At 39.7% G+C, this 24,837-nt stretch carries 21 protein-coding genes; 8 read left to right on the top strand and 13 right to left on the bottom strand.

Annotated features, from left to right (window positions below; translation table 11 throughout):
• Position 1 precedes the first annotated feature (1 nt).
• From nrdR to CWB65_RS13895, 6 genes are all read right to left on the bottom strand, one after another.
• Positions 2 to 451 (bottom strand): transcriptional regulator NrdR, encoded by a 450-nt coding sequence (gene nrdR / locus CWB65_RS13870; protein WP_006794272.1) that lies wholly within the window; start codon positions 449 to 451, stop codon positions 2 to 4.
• A gap of 97 nt (positions 452 to 548) precedes the next feature.
• Positions 549 to 1,805, bottom strand: coding sequence for a serine hydroxymethyltransferase (glyA, locus tag CWB65_RS13875; protein ID WP_006794273.1), 1,257 nt, complete (start codon positions 1,803 to 1,805; stop codon positions 549 to 551).
• Positions 1,806 to 2,073: 268 nt separating this feature from the next.
• Positions 2,074 to 3,357 carry a threonine synthase gene (gene thrC / locus CWB65_RS13880; protein ID WP_138740794.1) on the bottom strand — a complete coding sequence of 428 codons (1,284 nt, stop codon included), beginning with the start codon at positions 3,355 to 3,357 and terminating at the stop codon, positions 2,074 to 2,076.
• Positions 3,358 to 3,368: 11 nt separating this feature from the next.
• On the bottom strand, positions 3,369 to 4,304 hold the full coding sequence (gene thrB, locus CWB65_RS13885) for a homoserine kinase (protein ID WP_008132165.1): 936 nt from the start codon (positions 4,302 to 4,304) through the stop codon (positions 3,369 to 3,371).
• Between the two features lie 9 nt (positions 4,305 to 4,313).
• Positions 4,314 to 6,731 (bottom strand): bifunctional aspartate kinase/homoserine dehydrogenase I, encoded by a 2,418-nt coding sequence (gene thrA / locus CWB65_RS13890; RefSeq protein ID WP_138740795.1) that lies wholly within the window; start codon positions 6,729 to 6,731, stop codon positions 4,314 to 4,316.
• A gap of 228 nt (positions 6,732 to 6,959) precedes the next feature.
• Complete coding sequence (locus CWB65_RS13895) at positions 6,960 to 7,325, bottom strand: response regulator (RefSeq protein WP_006794277.1); 366 nt, start codon at positions 7,323 to 7,325, stop codon at positions 6,960 to 6,962.
• Between the two features lie 386 nt (positions 7,326 to 7,711).
• Between CWB65_RS13895 and CWB65_RS13900 the strand changes: the two genes are divergently transcribed.
• The gene (locus CWB65_RS13900) at positions 7,712 to 9,478 is read left to right on the top strand and encodes an ATP-binding protein (protein ID WP_010557802.1); all 1,767 of its coding nucleotides are present in this window, start codon (positions 7,712 to 7,714) and stop codon (positions 9,476 to 9,478) included.
• Between the two features lie 84 nt (positions 9,479 to 9,562).
• A complete protein-coding gene (rdgC, locus tag CWB65_RS13905; protein WP_006794279.1) occupies positions 9,563 to 10,480 on the top strand; it encodes a recombination-associated protein RdgC in 918 nt (305 codons plus the stop codon).
• Between the two features lie 71 nt (positions 10,481 to 10,551).
• Here the strand turns inward: rdgC and CWB65_RS13910 are convergent, their stop codons facing one another.
• Positions 10,552 to 11,391 carry an HDOD domain-containing protein gene (locus tag CWB65_RS13910; protein WP_138740796.1) on the bottom strand — a complete coding sequence of 280 codons (840 nt, stop codon included), beginning with the start codon at positions 11,389 to 11,391 and terminating at the stop codon, positions 10,552 to 10,554.
• A 289-nt stretch (positions 11,392 to 11,680) separates the two neighbouring features.
• On the opposite strand from CWB65_RS13910, the gene CWB65_RS13915 reads away from it, so the two are divergent.
• The gene (locus CWB65_RS13915) at positions 11,681 to 13,369 is read left to right on the top strand and encodes a DUF8614 domain-containing protein (RefSeq protein ID WP_138740797.1); all 1,689 of its coding nucleotides are present in this window, start codon (positions 11,681 to 11,683) and stop codon (positions 13,367 to 13,369) included.
• Positions 13,370 to 13,410: 41 nt separating this feature from the next.
• Here CWB65_RS13915 and CWB65_RS13920 read toward each other — a convergent pair whose 3' ends face one another.
• Both CWB65_RS13920 and CWB65_RS13925 read right to left on the bottom strand, forming a co-directional pair.
• Positions 13,411 to 13,938 (bottom strand): protein tyrosine phosphatase family protein, encoded by a 528-nt coding sequence (locus CWB65_RS13920; protein WP_138740798.1) that lies wholly within the window; start codon positions 13,936 to 13,938, stop codon positions 13,411 to 13,413.
• Between the two features lie 32 nt (positions 13,939 to 13,970).
• Positions 13,971 to 14,369: an HIT domain-containing protein gene (locus tag CWB65_RS13925; protein WP_008126549.1), complete on the bottom strand. Its 399-nt coding sequence runs from the start codon at positions 14,367 to 14,369 to the stop codon at positions 13,971 to 13,973.
• A 113-nt stretch (positions 14,370 to 14,482) separates the two neighbouring features.
• Between CWB65_RS13925 and CWB65_RS13930 the strand changes: the two genes are divergently transcribed.
• Together CWB65_RS13930 and CWB65_RS13935 are read left to right on the top strand one after the other, a co-directional pair.
• Entirely contained in the window at positions 14,483 to 16,708 is a 2,226-nt protein-coding gene (locus CWB65_RS13930) for a S9 family peptidase (RefSeq protein ID WP_138740799.1), read from the top strand.
• A 200-nt stretch (positions 16,709 to 16,908) separates the two neighbouring features.
• The gene (locus tag CWB65_RS13935) at positions 16,909 to 18,546 is read left to right on the top strand and encodes a methyl-accepting chemotaxis protein (RefSeq protein ID WP_006794285.1); all 1,638 of its coding nucleotides are present in this window, start codon (positions 16,909 to 16,911) and stop codon (positions 18,544 to 18,546) included.
• Between the two features lie 50 nt (positions 18,547 to 18,596).
• Here the strand turns inward: CWB65_RS13935 and CWB65_RS13940 are convergent, their stop codons facing one another.
• The 3 genes from CWB65_RS13940 to CWB65_RS19885 all read right to left on the bottom strand — a co-directional run bounded on the left by CWB65_RS13940 (position 18,597) and on the right by CWB65_RS19885 (position 21,551).
• Positions 18,597 to 20,132 carry a M17 family metallopeptidase gene (locus CWB65_RS13940; RefSeq protein ID WP_138740800.1) on the bottom strand — a complete coding sequence of 512 codons (1,536 nt, stop codon included), beginning with the start codon at positions 20,130 to 20,132 and terminating at the stop codon, positions 18,597 to 18,599.
• A 116-nt stretch (positions 20,133 to 20,248) separates the two neighbouring features.
• Positions 20,249 to 21,301 carry a DNA polymerase IV gene (gene dinB, locus CWB65_RS13945; RefSeq protein WP_138740801.1) on the bottom strand — a complete coding sequence of 351 codons (1,053 nt, stop codon included), beginning with the start codon at positions 21,299 to 21,301 and terminating at the stop codon, positions 20,249 to 20,251.
• 73 nt (positions 21,302 to 21,374) lie between these two features.
• Positions 21,375 to 21,551 (bottom strand): hypothetical protein, encoded by a 177-nt coding sequence (locus CWB65_RS19885; RefSeq protein WP_006793665.1) that lies wholly within the window; start codon positions 21,549 to 21,551, stop codon positions 21,375 to 21,377.
• A gap of 145 nt (positions 21,552 to 21,696) precedes the next feature.
• On the opposite strand from CWB65_RS19885, the gene CWB65_RS13950 reads away from it, so the two are divergent.
• From CWB65_RS13950 to CWB65_RS13960, 3 genes are all read left to right on the top strand, one after another.
• Complete coding sequence (locus CWB65_RS13950; protein ID WP_006793666.1) at positions 21,697 to 22,131, top strand: acyl-CoA thioesterase; 435 nt, start codon at positions 21,697 to 21,699, stop codon at positions 22,129 to 22,131.
• Positions 22,132 to 22,140: 9 nt separating this feature from the next.
• The gene (locus tag CWB65_RS13955) at positions 22,141 to 23,193 is read left to right on the top strand and encodes an aldo/keto reductase (protein WP_039038417.1); all 1,053 of its coding nucleotides are present in this window, start codon (positions 22,141 to 22,143) and stop codon (positions 23,191 to 23,193) included.
• A 130-nt stretch (positions 23,194 to 23,323) separates the two neighbouring features.
• Complete coding sequence (locus CWB65_RS13960; RefSeq protein WP_138740802.1) at positions 23,324 to 24,247, top strand: ABC transporter substrate-binding protein; 924 nt, start codon at positions 23,324 to 23,326, stop codon at positions 24,245 to 24,247.
• Here the strand turns inward: CWB65_RS13960 and CWB65_RS13965 are convergent.
• The gene (locus tag CWB65_RS13965; protein ID WP_138740803.1) at positions 24,204 to 24,818 is read right to left on the bottom strand and encodes a fumarylacetoacetate hydrolase family protein; all 615 of its coding nucleotides are present in this window, start codon (positions 24,816 to 24,818) and stop codon (positions 24,204 to 24,206) included. The genes CWB65_RS13960 and CWB65_RS13965 overlap by 44 nt on opposite strands.
• Between the last annotated feature and the right edge of the window lie 19 nt (positions 24,819 to 24,837).

Here is a 24,837-nt window from a genome sequence, read left to right on the forward strand (position 1 = left end):
CTTATTCCCCTAAACGGGCAATTTCTTCGCCAAACTCTCGTATATCCTCAAACGAGCGATATACTGACGCAAACCTTACATAAGCGACTTTATCTAACTTTTTAAGCGCTTCCATAATGCATTCACCCACCAAATGGCTTGAAATTTCTCGCTCACCCGTTGCACGTAATTGCGACTTTATTATATTGACTACTTCATCAACCTGTTCTGTACTGACGGGACGCTTCTCAAGTGCACGATTTAAACCATTTAGTAACTTATCTTCGTTAAACGGTTCGCGACTGCCGTCTTGTTTTACAACACGCGGCATAACCAGCTCTGCCCCTTCAAACGTGGTGAAACGTTCATGGCAATCGTTACACTCACGACGGCGGCGAACTTGATGGCCACCGCCAACAAGGCGGGAATCTATAACTTTGGTGTCTTTTGCTGTACAAAATGGGCAATGCATAACTAAAGGTATCCGTTTTAAAAACAAAAAAGCCGCTAAAAAGCGGCTTTTATAATAGCATGATTGCTTATGTGATCTAAATTACCGTTTTACTTTATTAAGCGTAAACAGGTAGTTTTGCACAAATTGCTTTCACTTTTTCTTTTACTTGCGCTTGAACAGACTCATCAGCAATGTTGTCTAGTACATCACAGATCCAGCCAGCAAGCTCTTTAGATTCAGCCTCTTTGAAACCACGGCGCGTGATTGCAGGAGAACCAATACGTAAGCCAGACGTTACAAATGGAGAACGCGGATCATTTGGAACTGAGTTTTTGTTAACCGTAATGTTCGCATTGCCTAATGCTGCATCAGCATCTTTACCTGTAATGTCTTTATCGATTAAATCAAGTAAGAACAAGTGATTGTCTGTTTTACCAGAAACAACTTTGTAGCCACGCTCTTGTAATACGCTAACCATTGCTTGCGCATTTTTAACAACTTGTGTTTGGTATTCTTTAAACTCTGGTTGTAAAGCTTCTTTGAATGCCACTGCTTTTGCAGCAATAACGTGACATAAAGGACCACCTTGGCCACCAGGGAATACAGCACTGTTAAGCTTTTTGTAAATTGCTTCGTCACCACATGCAGAAATAATTAAACCGCCACGAGGGCCCGCTAATGTTTTATGCGTTGTTGTAGTAACAACATGTGCAAATGGTACTGGGCTTGGGTAAACACCCGCAGCAATTAAACCTGCAACATGCGCCATATCAACAAACAAGTAAGCATCTACTTTGTCTGCAATTTCGCGAAACTTAGCCCAATCAACAATACCTGAATAAGCAGAAAAACCTGCGATAATCATTTTTGGCTTGTGCTCTAGTGCTAACGCTTCAACTTGTGCGTAATCAATTTCGCCAGTCTCTTCGTTTAGGCCATACTGAATTGCGTTATATGTTTTACCTGAAAAGTTTACGTGTGAGCCATGAGTTAAATGGCCACCGTGTGCTAGGCTCATGCCAAGTACTGTATCAAGCGGGCTTAATAAGGCTTGGAAAACAGCGGCATTGGCTTGCGAACCCGCATGTGGTTGCACGTTTGCGTAATCTGTACCAAATAATTCATTTGCGCGGTCAATCGCTAACTGCTCAACCACATCAACGTGCTCACAGCCACCGTAGTAACGTTTGCCCGGGTAGCCTTCAGCATATTTGTTAGTAAGTTGAGAACCCTGCGCTTCTAGTACGCGTGGGCTACAGTAGTTTTCAGATGCAATTAACTCAATGTGCTCTTCTTGACGTGATGTTTCTTTACTCATCGCGTCAAATAACTCTGGATCAAAGTCCGAAATATTCATGCTACGTTCTAACATTGGGGGCTCCTGGGCAACGTGTATGGTATTTTTTAGAGGCTATATTGTACGCTTAAAACCGCACTTTGCCTACGTTCTTAAGTTGAGGATATTTAATCAGGGATTGAAACTATTTCACACCCTTTTTAAGATGATATTTTTAAATAACTTACATAATTATTTTAAATGTTTTTTATTTATTACATTTAATTAGTTAATTAAAAAAGCTATTTCACGGTTTAAAATGTGCAAAAAAGCGGCCATAGCCGCTTTCGTGTTTACTTAATATTTAAGCTAACTTAGCCAGTATTTCTTTACGCAAAGCGTCGTAATCGGCGTTTATGTCGCTTGCAAGACATGGTTTAGCCAAAGCGTCGCTCAATGGCTTTGGCATATCAAGTTCAATATTTAGTATACCTTCTACACTTTCTTTAAACTTAGCTGGATGTGCAGTTGCTAAAAAGATGCCCGCAGCACCCGGAGCTCGGTTATTGACTAAACCTTGGTAGGCAATTGCTGTATGTGGCTCTGCAACATACCCTGTTTGATGAATATTTTTCATCACCGTTTGAGTGTTTTCTTCGTCAACACTAATTGAGTAAAAGTTATCGTAACTAAACCAGTTGTTGTCCAACATAGTTTGCACACGTGGCCAGTTATTCGGCTTACTCACGTCCATCGCATTTGAAAGCGATTCAAGCGTTGCATTAGGCAACCAATTTTTATCAAGTATAAAACGAGGAACGGTGTCGTTTTGGTTGGTTGTTGCACTTAACTTTCCAACTGGCAACCCTATTACAGCGCCAATCATTGCAGCGCATACATTACCAAAGTTACCACTTGGTACAGAAATATGCGCTGTTGCACGCTTTTCTTTTGGCAGTTGTGCAATCGCTTCAAAGTAATAACACACCTGAGCGACTAAGCGGCTTATGTTTATCGAATTTGCTGAATTTAAGCCAAGTGTAGATTTAACTTCATCATCTAAAAACGACTTCTTAACAAGTTCTTGGCAATCGTCAAAACTGCCATCAACCGCGTAACAATGAATATTGCCACCTAAGGTAGTAAATAGCTTTTGCTGAGCAAGTGAAATTTTTCCTTTAGGATAAAGAATAACCACATCAATGTTTGGTTTATTGTAAAATGCATGCGCAACCGCTGCACCAGTATCACCTGATGTTGCTGTTAAAATAGTCACTTTTTCACCTTGGTTAAACTGCGCTAAGCATTCAGCCATAAAGCGCCCACCAAAATCTTTAAAGGCCAGCGTAGGACCATGAAATAGCTCCAAACAATAGGTATTTTCTTCTACCTCGACTAACTTAACTGGAAAATTAAACGCATTTTTAACCATGTCGGCAACAGTGCTACTTGGCAACTCATCACCAATTAAATGGGATAAAATTTTGCTACTGCGCGTAACAAAATCCATATCAAGTAATGCGTCAACATCAGCCATGGGCGCTAACGATTCAGGAAAAAACACTCCTTGGTTACGTCCAAGTCCTGTTTTTACTGCTTCAACAAACGACACTTTTTGTGAGTTATCTTTTAAATTATGTAATTGCATGACTTCTAATCCTATAAAACATTTAATTGACGCGTGCCGTCGTTATCTAACTTACAAATATGGCAAAAACCTTGCTCATTTATATAATTATCCTTTAACCATTTAGCGCATTGTTCGGCTGCTTCAAGTGTTTTACATACAGTAAATAAGGTAGGCCCTGCGCCTGAAATACTAACTACCTCAGCTCCAAGTGCGGGTAAACTTGCTTTCGCCTCGCTAAAACCAGTAATAAGCGGTGCACGGTAAGGTTCTGCTATTTCGTCTTTCATTATGCTTAATGCATCGTCAAAACGTGCTGTTAATAACAAGCTACTAAAAGAGGATAAACGCTGCGCAAACTCAACGCTTGCATGCATGCTAAGATCTTTTGGCAAAACAGAACGCGCTTTTGCTGTATTAAGCGAAAAGCCTGGAAACGCCGCAACGTAATACCAGTTTTCATCAACAGGTAGTTCTATAGATTTATTAGGAATTAAATCGCCAGTTAGCTGCAAACCGCCTAAATAACACGGCGTAATATTATCGTAATGGCGTCCGCCACTTACAACGGCTTCAAAATCTGCCATCAACTCAATTAGCTGTACTTGACTTAACTGTGTTTTTGCAAACTTATCAAGCGCTGCAAATGTAGCAACCACCGAACAAGCACTCGATCCTAATCCAGAACCAATTGGCAGGTTTTTTTTAAGCTCTAGCTTTACCGTTGGCATATCTGGTGCGACATGAGCTCTAAAGTGCACTAGACACTGATAAGCTAAGTTTTCTTTCGCATCGCTTGGTAATTTATGAGCATATTCGCCTGAACAAACAAACTCATCACAAGGGGCTGCGCTAACAAGTGCTACATCCCCCAATAAACTACCATCAATTGGCGCAAGAGCAGCACCTAGCGCATCAAATCCAACTGCAAAATTACCAATAGATGCAGGCGCATATACTTCAATCATTTTCGACTCCTAGCGCGATAATGTTTTTAAAACGTCTGCAAATACACCTGCAGCAGTTACTTCAGAGCCAGCGCCGTAACCACGAATTACAAAAGGACGTGGTTGGTAGTATTGACTTAAAATTGCAAGCGCATTTTCACCATCGCGAATAACATTAAGCGCATGTGATGAATCAACCGCTTCAATACCTACTTTACAGTGGCCTTCTTTAATTGTGCCAACGTAACGAAGAACTTTCCCTTCACTTGCCGCTTGCTCAATACGTGCGTTAAAGTCAGCGTCTAAGCTAGGTAATTTTGCCATAAACTCATCAATACTGTCTCCTTCGGCAAACCCTTGTGGTAATACCGACTCTACTTCAATGTCGGTTAGCTCTAATTTCATACCGGCTTCACGTGCAATAATTAACAACTTTCGCGCAACATCAGTTCCCGATAAATCATCACGAGGATCTGGCTCTGTAAAACCACTTTCTTTTGCTTTAATGGTTGCCTCTGACAGTGATAAACCATCTTGTAAAGCACCGAACATGTATGACAATGAGCCCGATAAAATACCGCTAAATTCTAGTAATTCATCTCCTGCACCAAATAAAGACTGCAAATTATCGATAACAGGAAGGCCTGCACCTACGTTTGTTTCGTATAAAAACTTGCGGTTATTTTTTTGTGTAGCAGCAATTAAATCTTGATAATACGTATATGAGCTGGTTGTTGCCTTTTTATTGGCTGCAACAACATGAAAACCCGCATTTAAAAAGTCAACATATTGCGCTGCAAGTGCATCAGACGATGTACAGTCCACCAGCACAGGATTAACTAAATGACTTTGCTTAACAAATTGCTCAACCAGTTTTAGGTCAAATGACTGCTCTGATACTGCTAATTTTTGCTGCCAATCACTAAAGGCGATACCCTCGCTATCAAGATGCAACTGACGAGAGTTAGCAACGCCGTACAAATTAAGTTTAATGTTACGCTTTTCAAGCCATGCTTGTTGGCGCTCTAATTGAGATATCAGTTCTTGCCCTACTAAGCCACACCCTAGTAAAAACACATCAATTGAAGGCACATGCGTGAAAAAGTTCTCATGGCATATTTTCACTGCGTCGTTACATAACTCACCGTCAATCACAGCTGAAATAGCACTTTCAGTAGAATCCTGTGCAATTGCCACAATGTTTACTTGTGCTTGAGAAAGGGATGCAAAAAACTTAGCGGCTAAACCACGATGTGCGCGCATGTTATCACCCACAAGCGTTACTATGGCTAAATTACGCTGTACTTGAACAGGCTCAATTAAACCTGCTTGAGATTCAAGCTCAAACGCTGTTTGTAAAGCAGTTAAAGCAAAGGCTAAGTCGCTCTCATGTACACAAAAGCTAATGCTAAATTCACAAGACGATTGCGTGATCAACACTATAGATACGTTATCGTGAGCAAGCGCATTAAAAACTTTAGAGGCCATACCCACTTTGCCTTTCATTCCTGGACCCGAGACAGTCAGCATAGCTAAGTCTTGCAGGCTTGAAATTGCTTTTACGGGCTCGTCTGATGAAAAGTCATTTCCAATTAGCGACCCTTGGGCATCAGGGTTATGCGTATTTTTTATTTCACACGGCACGCCCGCTTTGGCACAAGGCAAAATAGTTTTTGGGTGAAGTACTTTAGCGCCAAAGTAAGAAAGCTCCATTGCCTCTTTGTATGACAAAAAGTCAACTTTAGTGGCTTTTTTGATATAACGAGGATCTGCGCTGTAAACACCATCAACATCAGTCCAAATTTGGCAAACATCTGCCTCTAAACACGCCGCTGCAATAGCCGCTGAGTAATCAGATCCATTGCGCCCCAGTGTTGTAAGCTCGCCTTTATCATTGCTTGCTGTAAAACCGGGCATGATATAAATCGTGGCTGGCTTTTCTTTTAATGCCGCTTGAAAATGCGCTTTACTTGCAACTAAATCAACTTCAGCATCAATAAAACCACCTGTTGATGCAACGCAACTTGTCGCCTCTAAATAAACCGCTTTATGTGAGTTCAATAAGCGCTGCATAAGCGACACACTTACTCGCTCGCCAAAGCTTATAACAAACGCACGCACTTGATCGGGGCAGCACTTAATTAAAGATACACCATCAAGCTTATTTTTTAGTTCTTCAAAATTTGGCCAGTGGTCAATTGGGCCATACCCTTTTTCCACGGCTGCTTTTAGCTCGTTACAACGACTCGTTAAAGCCTCCCATAAAGAGCTAAAGTCTTGGCCTTGTTCTGCCGAACTCGCTAGAGCAACTAGTGAGTCGGTCATTCCACCGGGCGCCGATAATACCAAAAGCATTTCATCTTTTAATTGTGCTTTAACTAAATGAGCTACCTGCTCTAGGCAGGCAAAGTCGGCAAGTGATGATCCACCAAATTTTAAAACGCGCATTGTTTATGTTCCTCATCCCATAAAACGAAAAAAGGCCTGTGTTCTAAGTGAACACAGGCCTTTAAATTTGTTGCACCGACCTATGCCACTATCCAGAAAGAATGGTGGTTGTAATAATAATGGTCAGTACGCGATTAATTGTTTTCATGGGGTAAGACTGCCTTAACAAAGGCTATGCTGTCAAGTGCAAATTAAAAGATAAAACAGCCTTTTTCGATATAAAAAAACCTAGTGAATGCCAAATTTATGCAAAATATTGTCCATTCTTGTTTTATCTATTGGTTTATTAATAAAATCGATAGCACCTAACTGAGCTACACGTAATTTCATTTTCTCTTGTATATCAGCAGAAATAACAAGTACAAAACACTCAATCTTGTTTGTTTTTATGTATTCAAGAACGCCAACGCCGTCAATCTCAGGCATAGTTAAATCCAAGCATAACAAATCAAAGCGGTTAGTTTTCAGTAATTCAATAGCTTGTGCGCCATTTGTAGCTTGCTGAATATCTGCATCTATACACTGTTGCAAACATCTGATTACTTGTTTTCGTGCAACTGTTGAGTCATCACACACTAAAATAGAAAAATTCATATTATAAAACTACTAAATAAGCATAATTAATGTCGTTAAGGGCGGTTGTCGTTGGTAAGATCATACCCCAGTGCAATAGTACCTATATTTACAACATAATACCTGGGCTTTTTGTCCACATTTTGTAACAATCTATTATTGAATAAACTTAACAAGCCAAAAGGGATAGTTTATTATTACTTGAAAGTATAAAAAACAAACAAAAACTAGTTAATCAATAATATACAAACACTCTTAAGCAGTTAGTATGTGGCAAACAAAAGCAAAAATCAGCCCTTATTTATCATAAAATAAATCATTTATTATTTGTTTTTAAGCATTTATTGACTAAATTTTAAATAGTAGTGTAAATACTTAATTATATCTCAAGGAATTGTTGACCTCTCATGCTACAGAAAAGCCTTTCTAAAAGATTATTGACCAGTGTGTTATCGGTCTATTTTTTGCTTACCTTTGTAGTGACATGCGGACAGGTGCTTGCTGAGTATTTAAACACTAAAGATTACATAAAAGATGAATTAGCAACCTTACAAAAAACCTTCAGCCGTAGCTTAACACGAGCTATTTGGGAGCTTAATACAAAACAAACAATCACCACCGCAGAAGGGCTACTCGCTATCCCCATGATAGAAGGGATCATAGTGCGTGATGACAGTGGTGAAGTTATTTCGCAACTTGGTCGCTCTTTAGATATTCATAAACTCTATAGCCAGCAACTTGTCCAAGAAGAAGCCATGCTAGAAGACTCTAAATCAGGCTTGTTTGGGTATACATTCCCACTCATATTCGAATTTTCAGGACGAGCCACACAAGTCGGTGATGTTACGTTATTTTCAAGTCGAGAAGTTGTATTAAGTAGAATAATGGTTTCAATCTACTTTTTGATTGGTAATGCCATGATTAAGACTACATTTTTAATTATCTTATTTTTAATGGCCTTTAGAAAGCTACTTACCGACCCGCTTTATCAGCTCACCGAACAAATTGAAAACCTGCAACTCGATGAGCTAGAAGGGCAACACATCGAAATTGAGACCGAAGAACACAATGAGCTTAAGGTAATGGAACACTCGTTTAATAACTTAATCGATAAGGTGGTTCAGTACAGAAAAGAGCTTGAACGAACTCAAAATAAATTAATTGTTAGCAACGAGAAGTTAGACCAACATAACATACAATTAGAGCAGGATGTTGCGCGTAAAACGTCTAACTTAAGTCAAGCAATGATGGAATTACAACAGCAAAAATATGAATTAGAAAAACAAAAAATAGTATTAACAGATGAGGTAGACCTTCGCCGCAGTACCGAAAAAGAACTGATCACCAAACAAGCGGAATCTCAACGCTATATTGATGAATTAAAACTGGCTCAAGAGCGACTCGTTGGTACAGAAAAAATGGCGGCATTAGGCGGCCTCGTTGCAGGTATTACACACGACATAAACACGCCTATTGGCATCGGCGTTACTGCAGTATCATTTTTAGAAGAGCGTTTAAATAAGTTAGAAAGTGCCTATGCTGAAAAAACACTTTCCCCTAAGGCGTTGGAAGAGTTTATTAACGAAGCCAAACAAAGCACAAGCTTGCTTACAACAAATTTAGATAGAGCCTCTGACCTTATTGCAAGTTTTAAGCAAATTGCTGTAGACCAAGCCAGTGAAGCTGTGCGTACCATAAACTTTAAAGATTATGTAAATGAAGTAATTCGATCGCTTCACCCTAAATTGAAAAAAACATCGCACACTATTAATCTACAATGCCCTGATGACCTAGTATTAAATTTGCCAGCCGGCGCCATAAGCCAAATATTTACTAATCTCATCGTTAATTCGCTTATTCATGGTTTTGAAGGTAAAGACAATGGTGTTATGGACATTAACATCACAAGTGACGAAACCAACCTAACCATTAACTATAAAGACAACGGCAACGGAGTCACCGCTGAGCAGCTGGAAAAATTATTCAATCCGTTTTTCACCACAAAACGAGATGAAGGTGGTAGTGGTTTGGGCACTCACATAATGTTTAATTTAGTTAAACAGACATTAAGCGGCTCAATTGAAGCGACAAGCGAACCTGGCCAAGGATTGCACTATTTTATACAATTTCCTAAAAACATGGCTAAGCCTCTGTCTATATTCAATCAAAGCTAATTCAAATAGTCGTTAATCAGTCATTTCGAGGAGCGACTTTTATTGCTATGATTGAGCAAATTTTTCAGATGGATTATCTCCCCTATGTGGTTTAGTAACCTTATTTGTTACCGCTTTAAACAAGATGTTTCGTACACACAAGAAGACTTTGATAAAGCATTAGAACAAGATCTATTTCGTCCTTGCACAGGTCAAGAGCTCTCTACGTTTGGCTGGACGAAAGCATTTGGAAAGCATAGCGAAGCACTTTCTCACTTCTCTCAAAAAAGTATTTTAGTGTGTGCTAAACGCGAAGAAAAAGTATTACCCGCATCAGTCATCAACGAATTAGTTGCCGAAAAAGTTGATCAAATTGAAGCTGAAGAAAACCGCCCCGTTAAAAAGAAAGAAAAAGACGAACTTAAAGAAAATATTCTTCACACCCTACTTCCGCAAGCATTTAAAAAGTCGAGCTTACAATTTGCATTTATTGACCAAGAAAACGGTTGGGTTGTGGTTAATAGTGCAAGCTTTAATAAAGCTGAAGAGCTGTTAGCACTGTTACGTAAATCGTTAGGTACGCTTCCAGTTGTGCCTGCATTTGCAAATTATGACCTTGATGTATTTTTAACCGATTGGCTAACTAACTTCAGCACACCTGAAGGCTTTGCAATTGGTTCTGACGCTGAACTTGAAGAAGCTGATGATAGTGGCGCGCAAGTTAAATTAAAAGGCCATGACTTGTCATGTGATGAAGTTAAATCACATCTTGAAAGTGGTAAACGCGTTACTAAGCTTGCACTTGATTGGCAAGAACGTGTTAAATTCATGCTTCAAAATGATGGGTCAATTAAACGTCTAAGTTATTCAGATACACTGAAAGAAGAAAACGCTGACATACCTAAAGAAGATATGGCAGTAAAACTTGATGCTGACTTCATTTTAGCATCAGAAGAAATTAAACAGTTGCTAGAAGAGCTAACCCAAGGTTTAGGTGATGCAGATGATTTAGCCAATCCATAACCGACAGTTTAATAGCAATAAAAAAGCACGATTAAATCGTGCTTTTTTATTGCGCTAAATTTAAGGCTTAATTAGCTAAACATGTCTTTTACATCTGAAAGCATTTCATTGTATTCATCGCTTGAAAACAACTGCATAGATGAAATAACACCTTTATCTATATACGTTTGTAAAGCAGCTGATTTATCAGATACCTGTAAAGTCCCCTCTAAAATAGCCCCAATTCGAATAAAATCTACATAACTTATTTGTTCTGGTTTATAGCTTGGATCTGCCCAACTTAGTGCTACATCGGAGAACTCTGCAGGAAATTCCCACGCATCCATGATTGATGAGCCAATTTTACCACTTAGTTTTTGAATGGCATGTGCTAAAAAGCTAGGATTTGCAAACACTTCAGGGTGACGCTCAGCCTCAGTTAAGATAGGCAGCACACCAATATTATAAACTAAGGCAGCTAAGGTAATTGAGTCGCGATTTAACGAGGTACGTTTATTATTTTGTAAGTAAAACTCCATTAGCGTAATGGAATGGCTCGCCACAGTTAATGTTTTTTGCCACGCCTTACCCATATAGCCTTTAATAAGGTCGTTGTTAGAAACAAATAGTTGTTCCATTGCCATCGCTGTCGCTATATTTTTAATTTGGCGCAATCCAATACGGGTGACTGCTTGATGTAAGGTAGATACCTTAACCGCACGTCCCATGATTGCACTATTAGCCACTTTGATCATTCGAGCAGATAACGAAGGGTCTTGTGAAATAACTTCCGACATTTGCATCAAATTAACTTCAGGATCGTCTGCAGCTTGGCGAACTTTAATCGCAACCTCAGGGAGTGTAGGTAATACAAGCGTATCGTTATTTATTCTATCAACTAATATTGTTAATAATGCATTCTCTGTAGACATAAAGCAGTCATCCTTTTTAGTTGTAATATTACTACACGCTACAACAGTTAATTTTTATAATAATGAACTTACAATCAGTATTGCCTAACTTACCGTTAAAGTTAAGAAAATTTTATAACTTTATTTCTGTCTCTCATTTTCAACGACACTATTGCCCATACACCGCCTAATACTTGCTATTTACTGTTTAGGTTTGCTTTAATGCTGGCACAATATAGTAGCGTGCCGTCAACGAGCCTCCCAACAAGCATCTACTTATCATTAAATTAACTTTTAAATAGGCAAAATAATGATCTTAAATAAAATTAGCCAAGCCATTTTACTCTCTGGTGTTGTTTTTCTGAGTGCGTGTTCAGATAAACCTTCGTCACCTGCCGAGACCACATCGCAAACACCCGTAAAAGTAATGGGGCCTGAGCTTATTAATGTTGATGAACAACGCTTAAATATATACACCGACTTTAGCTTACAAAGCGATTTATCACACTTAAGTGACAATCAAAAAGCAATGATTGCCATCCTTATAGATGCATCAAAAATAATGGATGCCTTATTTTGGAAACAAGCATTTGGTGAAGATAAAGAAACATTTTTAGCAAAGCTAACCGATCAACAAATTCGCAAATTTGCTGACATAAACTACGGCCCGTGGGATCGTTTAAATGGCGATGAAACGTTTCTTTCAGGCTATAAAGAAAAGCCACTAGGTGCGCAGTTTTACCCAGCGGATATAACTAAAGAAGAGCTTAACAACGCAGACGTTGAAGACAAAACAGGCTTATACTCAATTATCAAACGCGACGAACAAGGCAAGCTTTACAGCGTGCCTTACTCAAAAGAGTACGCAACAGAACTTGCAAAGGCAGCCGATCTTCTTCGCCAAGCCAGCAAACTTGCCGACAATAAAGAGTTTGCAAATTACTTAAATCTTCGTGCGGACGCGCTGCAAAAAGATGACTTTCAGGTCTCTGATTTTGCGTGGATGGACATGAAAAACAACCCCATTGATGTTGTTATTGGACCAATTGAAACTTACGAAGATCAACTATTTGGGTATCGTACTGCCTATGAATCTTATGTATTAATCAAAGATTTAAAGTGGAGCGAACGTCTTGCCAAGTTTGCAGCCTTTTTGCCTGAACTTCAAAAAGGTTTACCTGTTGATGACAAATACAAACACGAAGTACCTGGTTCAGATGCTGACTTAAATGCCTACGACGTTGTTTATTATGCAGGTCATTCAAATGCGGGCAGCAAAACCATTGCAATCAACTTACCTAACGATGAACAGGTACAGTTAGAAAAAGGCACGCGCCGCCTACAACTTAAAAATGCTATGCGCGCTAAATTTGATAAAATTTTAGTGCCTATTTCAGAGCAGTTAATCGTGCCTGAACAACGAAAGCACATTACCTTTGATGCTTTTTTTGCAAACACCATGTTCCATGAAGTAGCGCATGGTTTAGGTATTAAAAATACCATTACGGGTAAAGGAACGGTTCGCCAATCATTACAAGAGCACGCAAGCGCACTTGAAGAAGGTAAAGCCGACATTTTAGGTTTATACATGGTTGAGCAGTTATTAAACAAAGGCGAAATCAGCGAAGGAACCATTGAAGATTACTACATTACTTTTATGGCCGGTATTTTCCGCTCAGTGCGCTTTGGCGCATCAAGTGCACACGGTAAAGCGAATATGATTCGCTTTAACTTTTTTGCACAAGAAGGCGCATTTTCTAAAAATGAAGAAGGCTTTTACCGCGTTAATATGGAAAAAATGAGTATTGCTATGGCGAAGCTTTCTCGTCTAATTTTAACTTTGCAAGGTGACGGCGATTACCAAAAAGTCGACCAGCTGATTGCAACCCATGGTGATATTAAAGAGTCTCTCACCAAAGATTTAGAAAAACTAAGCCAAGCAAACATCCCTGTAGATGTGACCTTTAAACAAGGTAAAGACGTACTTGGTCTTAACTAAAACTAAAAGGCGTTACAGTTAACCTTGTAACGCCTTTATTTTTATTTGCTTATAATATCACGCACTTTAGATTCAAGGCTTTTCATCCCCCAACGTCTTCCTTTTTCGAGTGCTTCGTCAACGCTTAATCCGTCTTCATGGGCTGATATAGCGACTAAAGCACCGACCCGATTACTACTTGCACAATGAACCAAAACTGGCTCACCGTTTAGCTTTTTAAGTAAACTGGCTAAGTTGCGGGCATTTTCTACTGTAATATCTTGCGCGCCAGAAATAGGTAATGCGTGATAATCCATACCAAGCGCCTGAACAAACTCGCCTTCATCCCAATCTTGTTCATTTGCTCCACGTAAATTTATAACGTGCTTCACATCTGCTTTAGACAATTGCTTTAATTGCTCTTTACTAGGCTGCGCAGCCGAATACACAAGGTTGCTATGAGCAGCAAAGTTCTTAATATCTGCCTTTTTTACAACCTCAGTATTATTTAGCGGCTCAGTAGCTGTAACATAACCGCCCGATAGCGCAATAATAAATAAGCTAGTACTCAGGGTTTTAAGTAATTTCATGTTAATCCTCACTTGTGTAAATGTTTTCGCTTTTAAAAACGTGCTTTTATTTTTTCTATTTGTTCTTCAGTGTAAGGGACTGCCGCAAACTTACCCCATATTGGCGCAGGCCACGCTTTATCAGTTTTAAATCGTGCAATATGATGAATGTGTAATTGCGGCACCATATTCCCTAAAGCTGCGACGTTTAATTTATCTGGGTTAAAAACCTCAATAAGTAACTTACTTAGTTTTGCAGACTCTTTTAAATACACCACTTGATCGTCTTCAGATAAGTCGATTATTTCTTTTAAACCAGCTTGCCTAGGCACTAATACAAACCACGGGTACAGGCTATCGTTTAATAAAAGCACCTTGCACAGTGGCCAATCGGCTAACTCTATACAATCTCGTTTAAGTTCAACGGCCAGTTCAAAGTCGCTATCTGTCATTGTGTTTTTCCTTGTTAATCTTTAATAATTGCTACTTTATAGCATTTAGTTGCAGTTGCACACGCTTGGCTTTACCATTCAAAATAATATTTATACTGAGCTAAGGTAACCTTGTGCTAAAAAAAATAAAACACCTCTCACTCGCTGTACCACTGATTGTGGGCGCTATCAGCGTTCAAGCAAAACCTTTATCGCTAGAACGCATTTTTGATGATCCAAGCCTATCAGGTAAATCTCCCGTTCAACTTAAATTCTCACCTGATGGAAGCCGTGTAACTTACCTACAGGGTAAAACTGACGACTACAACCGCTACGATTTGTGGGAATACAACTTAGAAGATAACACTAATCGTGTATTGGTCGATTCAGCCGAATTATTTTCTGGCCCTGAAAACCTATCAGACGAAGAAAAAGCACGCCGCGAACGCCAACGTATTTTTGGCAAAGGTATTCTAGAATACACATGGTCAACCGATGGCAAAGCACTTTTATTTCCGCTTAATGGCGATCTGTACTACTACGACTTAGCCTCAGCTAAAAGTAAAAAGCTAACTAACACAGATGCATTTGAAACCGATGCACGCTTTTCGCCAAAAGGAAACTATGTATCGTTTATACGCGAACAAAACCTATACGCGTTAGCACTTAATTCAGGTAAAGAAATTCAATTAAGCCAAGACGGTGGCGGCGTTATTAAAAATGGTATGGCCGAATTTGTAGCGCAAGAAGAAATGAGCCGCATGACTGGCTACTGGTGGTCGGGCGATGAAACTAAAATTGCTTATACACGTGTTGATGAGTCACCTGTTAAAGAAGCTATTCGCAACGAAATATACGCTGACGAAGTAAAGCTCTTTAATCAACGTTATCCATTTACCGGTACCGACAACGTTAAAATTCAACTCGGTGTGGTTAAATTAAACAATCAACATGTTGATTGGATTGATTTAGGTAAAGACGAAGATATTTATATTGCACGCGCTAAATGGTTAAAAGACAGCAAAACACTTTCTTACCAATGGCAAAACCGTTCGCAACAAACACTCGAGCTTCGCTTTTATGACTCTGAGTCTAAAAAGCAAAAAGTAGCCCTAACCGAAAACAGCGATACATGGATCAACCTACATTTTGACCTCGTTTTTTTAAAAGACAAAAAACACTTTGTGTGGGCTTCTGAGCGTGATGGATTTAAGCACCTTTATCTTTACCGCACAAATGGACAGTTAGTTCGTCAAATTACATCGGGTGACTGGGCTGTTGATAGCCTAAAAGGCATTGATGAGAAAAAAGGCATTGTGTACTTTGCTGGCAGAAAAGACACACCACTTGAAAGCCACTTATACAGCGCACCTTTATTTAAAAAAGGTGACTCTAAACGAATTACTGAAGAAGGCCAGTACCACAACGTAGTGCTAGCAAAAGATAATAAAACCTTTATTGACACAAGTTCTTCTGTTAATAAGCCTAAGTCGGCAGCACTGCGTAAAGTTAACGGCGAATTTATTACTTGGCTTGAAGAAAATAAGCTAGATAACAGCCACCCACTTACACCTTATTTGAGCAATTTAGCAACACCTGAGTACGGCACGTTAAAAGCCGACGATGGACAAATAATGCATTACCGCTTATTCAAGCCAACTAATATGAGTGCGGGTAAAAAGCACCCAGTCATTGTTAACGTATACGGCGGCCCGCATGCTCAACGCGTTACAAACAGCTGGCGCAGTAAAAATTTATACTTTCAATATATGGCGCAACAAGGTTATGTAATTTTTCAACTTGATAACCGTGGTTCGTACAACCGTGGTAAAAAGTTTGAAGACGCTATATACAAAAACCTAGGTGACGTTGAAGTAGCAGACCAAATTAAAGGCGTTGAATTTTTACGTACACTTGACTACGTAGATGCCAAACGCATTGGTATTTACGGCCATAGCTACGGTGGCTATATGGCGCTTATGACCATGTTTAAAGCTGGTGACTACTTTACTGCCGGTGTATCAGGTGCTCCGGTAACTGATTGGGCATTATACGACACTCATTACACAGAGCGTTATTTAGGTCACCCTGATACGAATGCAAAAGGGTATGAAGCCAGCGCAGTATTTCCATATACCGATGGTCTTAAGGGACCACTAATGATTTATCACGGTATGGCAGACGACAATGTATTGTTTACTCATGCAACTAAACTATTTAAACAACTACAAGACAGTGAAAAACAGTTTGAAATGATGACCTACCCAGGTTCAAAACATAGCTTGCGCGGTAAGCAAGTTCAAACTCATTTACACCAAACTATTACAAATTTCTTTAACCGTCATTTTGATGTTAAATAACAAACAGTAACTAACTTATTGAGGCTGATTTTTAATCAGCCTTTTTTATTTAAAAAGAGTCTTAAACTCAGCCTTAGTTAAATGCCTCAAATACAGCTTTAAATTTAACCTCGAAATATAAACTAGCCCTAGATTAAACGCATATTTTTACTAAACTTATTTGATGCACTTTTTTGTGCAAATAATTAAAGGATACGCACATGCTTAATCTTCGACGTTTTAGTATTTTTCAGCGTTTTGCTATGTTGGTTGGCATTGTTATTTTTGGCTTGATTGTATTGAGTGTTTCTAGCTTAAACAACCAATATAAAGCCCTTAAATACGAACAATACCTAAAAACACAAAATGTAGTGGAAACTGCTTATAGTATTATTGAACACTTTCACACACTTGAACAAAACAACACACTCACACAGCAGCAGGCACAAACGCAAGCAATGAATGCAATTCGTGCTTTACGCTATGACAAAACTAATTATTTTTGGATAAACAACTACCAACCTGAAATGGTAATGCACCCAATAAAACCCGCCCTTGAAGGTAAAGATTTAACTAACAATAAAGATCCAGACGGTAAAGCGTTGTTTGTTGAAATGGTTAATATTACTAAAAAAGATGGCGAAGGCTTTATTCCTTACAAATGGCCAAAACCCGGTGAAGAACAACCCGTTGATAAAGTTGCCTTTGTAAAAGGGTTTAACCAATGGCAGTGGATAATTGGCTCAGGTGTATATTTAGATACCATAGATGCTGCTTTTTCGTCTCAACGTAACCTTATTATTTTAAACGCCGTAGTGATGATCATAGCTGTTATTGTGTTTAGTTACTTTATAGGACGCAGTGTATTACTACCCACGCGACTTGCCGCTAACATGATGAAAGATATTTCGCAGGGTGAAGGTGACTTAACCCGCACTTTAAATGAAGAAGGTAACGATGAAATTTCGAAGCTGTCACATTCATTTAATTTATTTGTTTCAAAAATGCGTGAATCGTTGGTACATGTATCGCAAAGCGCAAACGATGTTAACGAACACGCCCATACCGTTGATGACTCAACAAAAACTAGCCAATCATTCATAGAGCTACAAAACGACAGCTCGACACAAGTTGCAGCGGCAATGGAGCAAATGACCCATCAAATACATGATGTGAGCAGCAACGCAGAAGCCGCAGAGCAAGCCGCTAATGATGCGGCACATAACGCATCAACGGGTAAACACGTAGTCGCAGAAACAATAACCGCCATAGAAACGCTCTCGGCAAACATCGAGACAGTAAGTCGTGTAACAGAAGACTTAGCAAATGAAAGTCAAAACATAGGCTCTGTACTGGATGTAATTAGAAGTATTTCTGAACAAACAAACCTACTCGCGCTTAATGCTGCGATTGAAGCCGCACGTGCTGGTGAGCATGGTCGGGGATTTGCAGTCGTTGCCGATGAAGTACGTACGCTTGCCAGTAGAACAGGACAAAGCACTGACGAAATTCAATCAATGATCAGTAAACTACAAGAAGGTACCCGAGCGGCTGTAGACGCAGTTAAAGCCAGCCAAACGCTTTCTGTCTCAACCGTTGAACAGGCATCCTCTGCAAATAACTCACTCAATGAAATTGAACGACTCGTATCTGTTATCACTGAAATGAACAGCCAAATTGCACGTGCAACAGAGCAGCAAACTCAAGCTGCAGATGAGGTGAACCTGCGCATAAACGATTTATCTCAATCAACTGAGCAATCGTTAGATAATACCAAGCAACTCAATAGTGCCAGTGACAAGCTTAAACAAAGTAGTACGGAGCTTTCATCTATTGTTAATCGATTCAAATTAAACTAAGTAAAAAAAAGCCCTGTTAAACAGGGCTTTTCATTTAAGTAGTTAACTGTTTATAAGCAGTAACAGGCAAATAAACTAGCAACAGATGCGGCTGTTGGTTTGCCATGTTGCCAATCACCACCTTCAACACCACTACCGGCAATATCCATATGCACGTATGGCAACGGCTGTGTAGAGTCTGTTCCGTGCTTGTCTAACCCGCCAACAACAGCTAAAAACGCCATAGGGAATTGGTGACCACGTGCCGTTACTGCAGAAGCTGCGTTGTTACTTGAAAGCACATCATCCGCCAACGTACGTGGCTTTATAAAGTCGTAATCTTCACGGCGCGATCGCGATACTTCTGCACCATCAGCCCATAAATCGCCAAAATCAGCAATTTGGCGCGAAACTTTAGCAAGCCTTGCTGGGCCATTTTCTACATAGGCACCATAAGGACCCATTGCTCTTGCGGCATGACCTGTAAGCGTTGCAACGGTAAATAATGTAGGGTTAACCTCTGTTTTAGCTAAATCTTTCATTTCGCTTAGTAGATCCCCCATTGCCAAGCGCCCTTCAGCATCCGTGTTACCAATACGTACGCGTACACCTTCGCGGCTTGTAATTATCTCATCAGGTACAAAACAGTCAGACCCAATTGAATTACGCACAACCGCTAGGTAAGCAATAACCTTCACACCTTCTGGTTGGTAGTCAGCCACGGCTTTCATAAACCCTGCAACCGAGGCCGCACCGCCTTTGTCACGGCTCATACCCGCCATATAACCACCCACTTTTAGATCTGCACCGCCGGTATCGTAAACTAGGCCTTTACCAACAAACATAAGAGTACGGGTAACTTCGCCCTCAGGCACATACTCAAGCTTCACAACTCGTGGATGATGACGCTCAACCGCATAAGATGCACGCGCAACAGTACTTAACATGGGGTAATTTTTATCAATAGCCCTAATATCGTCTATTACATCAACGGCTATATTTGTGCCTTTAAATAAATCAACACAGTAATCAGCAAAGCGAGGTGGCGCCATGCGCTCAGGCTCGGTACCACATAAATCACGAGCAGCGTACTGGCCAGCCGCAATAGCATTAACAGATTTAACTGTTTGTGAACTGGCATTAATTAACCCAATAGTGGCTATCGGCTCAATCTTTTCGCCGTGGTACTCACGCGCTTCTAAAGGCTGCCAAAGTGCTTGGCACATACCTAAAAATGAAACTTCTAACGCATGCTGATAACGGCTATCGCCTGACAAACTTGGTAAAAACAAGGCTGGATTAACACTACCTGATAACTTGGCTTCATTGATTGCCAGTTTAGCGGCATCAAAATAACGACGAACATCGTCGTAGTCTCTATTTAGCGGCCCCGTTGGCGCTAAAATTACACGCTTATTTTCAATAACAAGTAAGGTTACCTGCTTGCCAATGCGCGCATCAATTTTTGACTGAGCTAAAACGGCATCGCGAAGAGAATTATTAGGTAATTTAGAAAAGTCATCACTTATGATGATCAGTGCGTCATGTGATGCACATTCAAGACTAGCGCTTGTTAATTGGGCTAACACAGCTTTAGGGTATGCCATAAATACAGATCCTGTTAAAAACATAGACCTTTATTATCGTCGATTTGTATATTGAAGACCAGTAAGATGCGATAAGCGTTTAATTTATCTAAAACGCTTTGTAAAAGCGTCACGCATCAATCCAAAATACTCAATTGTAAATTATGCTCAGGCTGGCTTTTAATACCGACGCCAATGCCTAATAACCTAACTGGTTGCTGCAAACCACGTTGATACGCTTTAGTAAGTAACTGAACAAAAATTTCGGTATTTAATTGATGATAAGCCTGATCGGCTGAGGTCACCACAAAATTAGCAAACTTCACTTTTACACTTAATTTATTAATACGATTTTGTAATTGTTGCTTATCAAGCCTACGCGTTAATTCATCTATTAAGCTAGGGATCTGATCCAAGCATTCATGCAGACTGGTTTTATTGTATTCGTAGGTATGCTCAACACTTAAAGACTTACGTATTCGCTCGGTTGAAACGCTACCAATGTATTCTCCCGCACATTTTTGATAAAGCGACACACCAAAATTACCAACGTGTTGCTGCATCCAGTTCACCCCTTTTTCACGCACATCTTTCCCTGTATAAAGCCCTTTAAGATTTAATCTCTCTAATGTCACTTTACCCACACCGGGAATTTTTCCTAGCGGCAGCTGTTCTAAAAATGGGTCAACCTCATCAGGCAGTACAACAAATTGGCCATTTGGCTTATTTTCGTCACTGGCTATTTTGGCAATAAATTTAACTGGGGCCACACCTGCAGAAGCGGTTAGCCCTGTTGCGTTGTATATATCAGCTCTTATTTGCTGAGCAATGAGTGTAGCACTGCCTTTACACGCTTTGCTGTCAGTAACGTCAAGGTATGCTTCGTCAAGAGAGAGTGGTTCTACAAGGTGGGTGTAACGACTAAACACTTCGCGTATTTGGCTCGATATTTCTTTATAAACAGCCATACGTCCGGGCACAATAACCAAATCGGGACATAATTGCTTAGCATGGTAATTAGACATCGCAGAGCGCACGCCAAACTCTCTGGCTATATAGTTGGCGGTAGATAGCACGCCACGCCGACTGTTGCCGCCAATAGCAAGCGGTACATTTGCGAGCTTTGGGTTGTCTCGCATTTCTACCGCCGCATAAAAGCAGTCCATATCTATGTGTATAAACTTTTTCATCACCACAATAAAGACTGTTTATTTATACAGTCATTATTATGTAATCCCTATTTATAATCAAGCTCACTGGCAATTAAAAAAGACGTTTAGTGCTTTCTTGCTCTTTCATACTTCGTAGCCAAAGCAAAACCTCAAAAAAGAACCCTGCCAAAATAAGAATAATAGCACCAGAGGCGTTACCCATTGCATAACAGGTAAACGACGCTATAAAAACTAAACTAGCTAATAACCAATTAATTATATTTTGCATGTGTGTGCTCCTGTGTGTGTTTTTTAACTGTATACCAAAATCAATTGGTTACAAAGTTTTTTAAAACCACCTAATTATAAATTCCCTTGAGCTCACTAGTTCATATTGATAATCTAAGTGCTTTAAAGTTAAGAGCTATAAGTACATGCAAAGGTTCAAAGATAATCACCCTATTCATACCGACATCACTGTAGCATGGGCCGACATGGATGCCCTTCAGCACGTTAACAACGTGGTATACCTGCGTTATTTTGAAATAGCCCGAATAGACTTTTTAAATAAACTAAACTTATTCGACACCATTAAACCCGGTGGAGTTGGCCCTGTTATAAGTGAAAATACTATTCGCTATAAGCGCCCCGTTACCTTTCCCGACACTCTAACTGTTGGGGTCACTATTTCAGATATTAAAACCGACCGGTTTGTAATGAATTACAGTGTATTTAGTCACGCACAAAGTGCGATAACCACCACGGGCACATCAAAAGTAGTGATGTTTGATTTTAAAACGGGTGCAAAAGCCCCCATTACAGAACCACTTTTATCAGCCTTACTAAAATACGCACAAGACGAGTCATAAGGAATTCCTATGCAATACAGCCCACTTGGTAGCAGCGGGGTTAACGTTTCAAGAGTCTGTCTAGGCAGTATGACTTGGGGCGTTCAAAACACTCAACGCGACGCAGACGATCAAATAGCCTATGCATTAGAGCGTGGCGTAAATTTTATTGATACAGCTGAAATGTATGCCGTACCTCCCTCGCCTGAAACCTACGGTAAAACAGAGCAAATTATTGGCGACTGGCTTTCTCGTAATCAACAAAAACGAAGCGACATAGTACTGGCAACAAAAGTAGCGGGTAATGGCCTATCGTGGGTACGAGAGGGTGGCGATATAACCCGCCAAGCAGTTATAGAGGCGGTTGATAATTCCCTTAAGCGCTTGCAAACCGATTATATTGATTTGTACCAATTACATTGGCCTAATCGTTCAACACCGCATTTTGCAAGGCAGTGGCCAGGAATACTTAAATTTAGTGATGTAGATACACAAGCTCACCAAGCTGGCATGCTTGATATTTTAGAAGGCCTTAACGACTGTGTTAAAGCGGGCAAAATTAAACATTGCGGACTTTCTGATGATACACCTTGGGGGATCAGCCAATTTGTAAGTTTGGCAAAAGAGCACAACTTGCCACGCATGGTGTCGATTCAAAATGAATTTAGCTTAGCTCATGCTAAAGATTGGCCTTATTTGATTGAGCAATGTGTACATGAAGATATTGCTTACCTACCTTGGTCACCTTTAGCAGCCGGTTTGCTAACAGGTAAATACCTAGAGGGTGCTCGTCCTAAAGGCTCGCGGTGGAGCTTCGCACAACGTAATGGTATTTTTAGAGATACCCCTAATGCCCAACAAGCAACCAAGCTATATGCAGAGCTTGCACATGCAAACAATATGACGCCAGCACAACTTGCTCTTGCGTGGTGTAATCAGGTAGATGGAGTAACGTCTTCTATAATTGGCGCCACAACTATGGCGCAGTTAAAAGAAGACATAGACGCTTTTAATATCACTTTAAACGACGAAACCTTAACGAGCATAGGGACTATTTTCAAAAACTATCCTATGCCTTACTAACTTTAGTTTTTTAAAAGGTATAAAAGCAGGTAAATCACTACCTGCTTTTTTAACTAATAAAAAATGATTGTTTATTATTGTTAATTACTATCTATACTAAAAGTATTACTTTTTAAAGAAAGTTTATGCAATGGTAAAACGCGTATTAATAATTAGTTTGTTATTTTCATCGTTCACAGCACTTGGCAAAACTAAGCAAGCAGAGCCCATTAAAGAAATAATTTGGCTACAAAGTTACACACCTCCTTTTCACATAACTAAAAGCGATAAAGCGCCACAAGGTGGGCTTTGTGACAACTTAACAGAGCAACTAATTAACACAATTACTGATGTAAAGCATACACGGCTTGTTGTGCCACAGCAGCGTATAAATAAATATTTAAATGAAGGTAAAAATGTATGCTTTCCATGTGTTATTTATAGAAAACAAGATAATCACATACTCAAACTATCAAACCCAACCACTGTCTACCCGCCATTCTCCGTATTAACAACCACAGAATTAGCCCCAAAATTAACAAAAAAACACGGCTTACCAATTAATTTAATTAATTTATTAGCCGATCAAAACTACATTTACGGCCAAGCCGCGGCACGCAAATTTTCAAATAGAATAAACACAATTATTAGCAATACAAAACTTAATAATAGCTCGTCATTTAGCTGGAGTAGCGAAAACGAAAGCCAAGCCGTGATTGCGCGCTTAAGCCGTGGCTTTTTAGACTACTCTATTGATTACCCATTTATGGCTGACTACTTTAATAAACAAGGAAGGTTTAATAACATAACCAGTATCCCTTTGGCTGAAAAAGAGACTGGCTTTATACGAGGTGCCGTGGGCTGTGCTGTAAAAGCAAAAAATAACTTTGCAACTCAAGCAATAAAAAGGATTAACAATGCATTAAAAACAACCATTTTACAGTCACCTGAGTACATAAAAAGCCAGCATGCTTTTTTAAACCCTAGTTTTGCTGACTTCAACAAACACTATCAACAGCAGGTTATTAACTTTAAGCTACCTGCCACTGATGCTCAATCAAACACTGTTCATTAGCGTACAGAGCAACAGAAAAAGTACTGTTTTCAGCCACTTCACCAACACCTGAAGGCGTACCAGTCATGACTACGTCACCATCGTCTAAGCTCATAAACTCGCTGATTTCTTGTAAAATAGCCTCTGGTTTATTTAGCATGAAGTGAGTATCGCCTTGCTGAATAACGGGGCCGTTAATTTTTAACTCAAACGTAAAGTCGTGTGCGCTGCCACTTAATGCAACAAACTCACTAAAAACAACAGAGCCATCAAACGCCTTTGCGCGCTCCCATGGTAATCCTTTATTTTTTAGTTTACTTTGTACGGTGCGTTTTGTTAAATCAAGCCCAAGACCAACACCTACAAATTTTCTGTTTTTTACTACAAAGCATAACTCTGTCTCGTAGTGCAAAACATCGCCATTATGCTGAGCTCTTAGAGTGTGTGTAATTGCGCTGTTAGGTTTATTAAATAACACCATTTCATCGGGAGTTTCGTTATTTAACTCTGCAATGTGGGCCGTATAATTCCTGCCAACGCAGACGACTTTTGAAGGCGTTAATCTTTCAGAGTCTAGTGTTATAAACTGCATATAATTTAAACCTCACGCT

The organism is Pseudoalteromonas sp. S554, from assembly GCF_005930865.1.
GTDB lineage: Bacteria > Pseudomonadota > Gammaproteobacteria > Enterobacterales > Alteromonadaceae > Pseudoalteromonas > Pseudoalteromonas marina.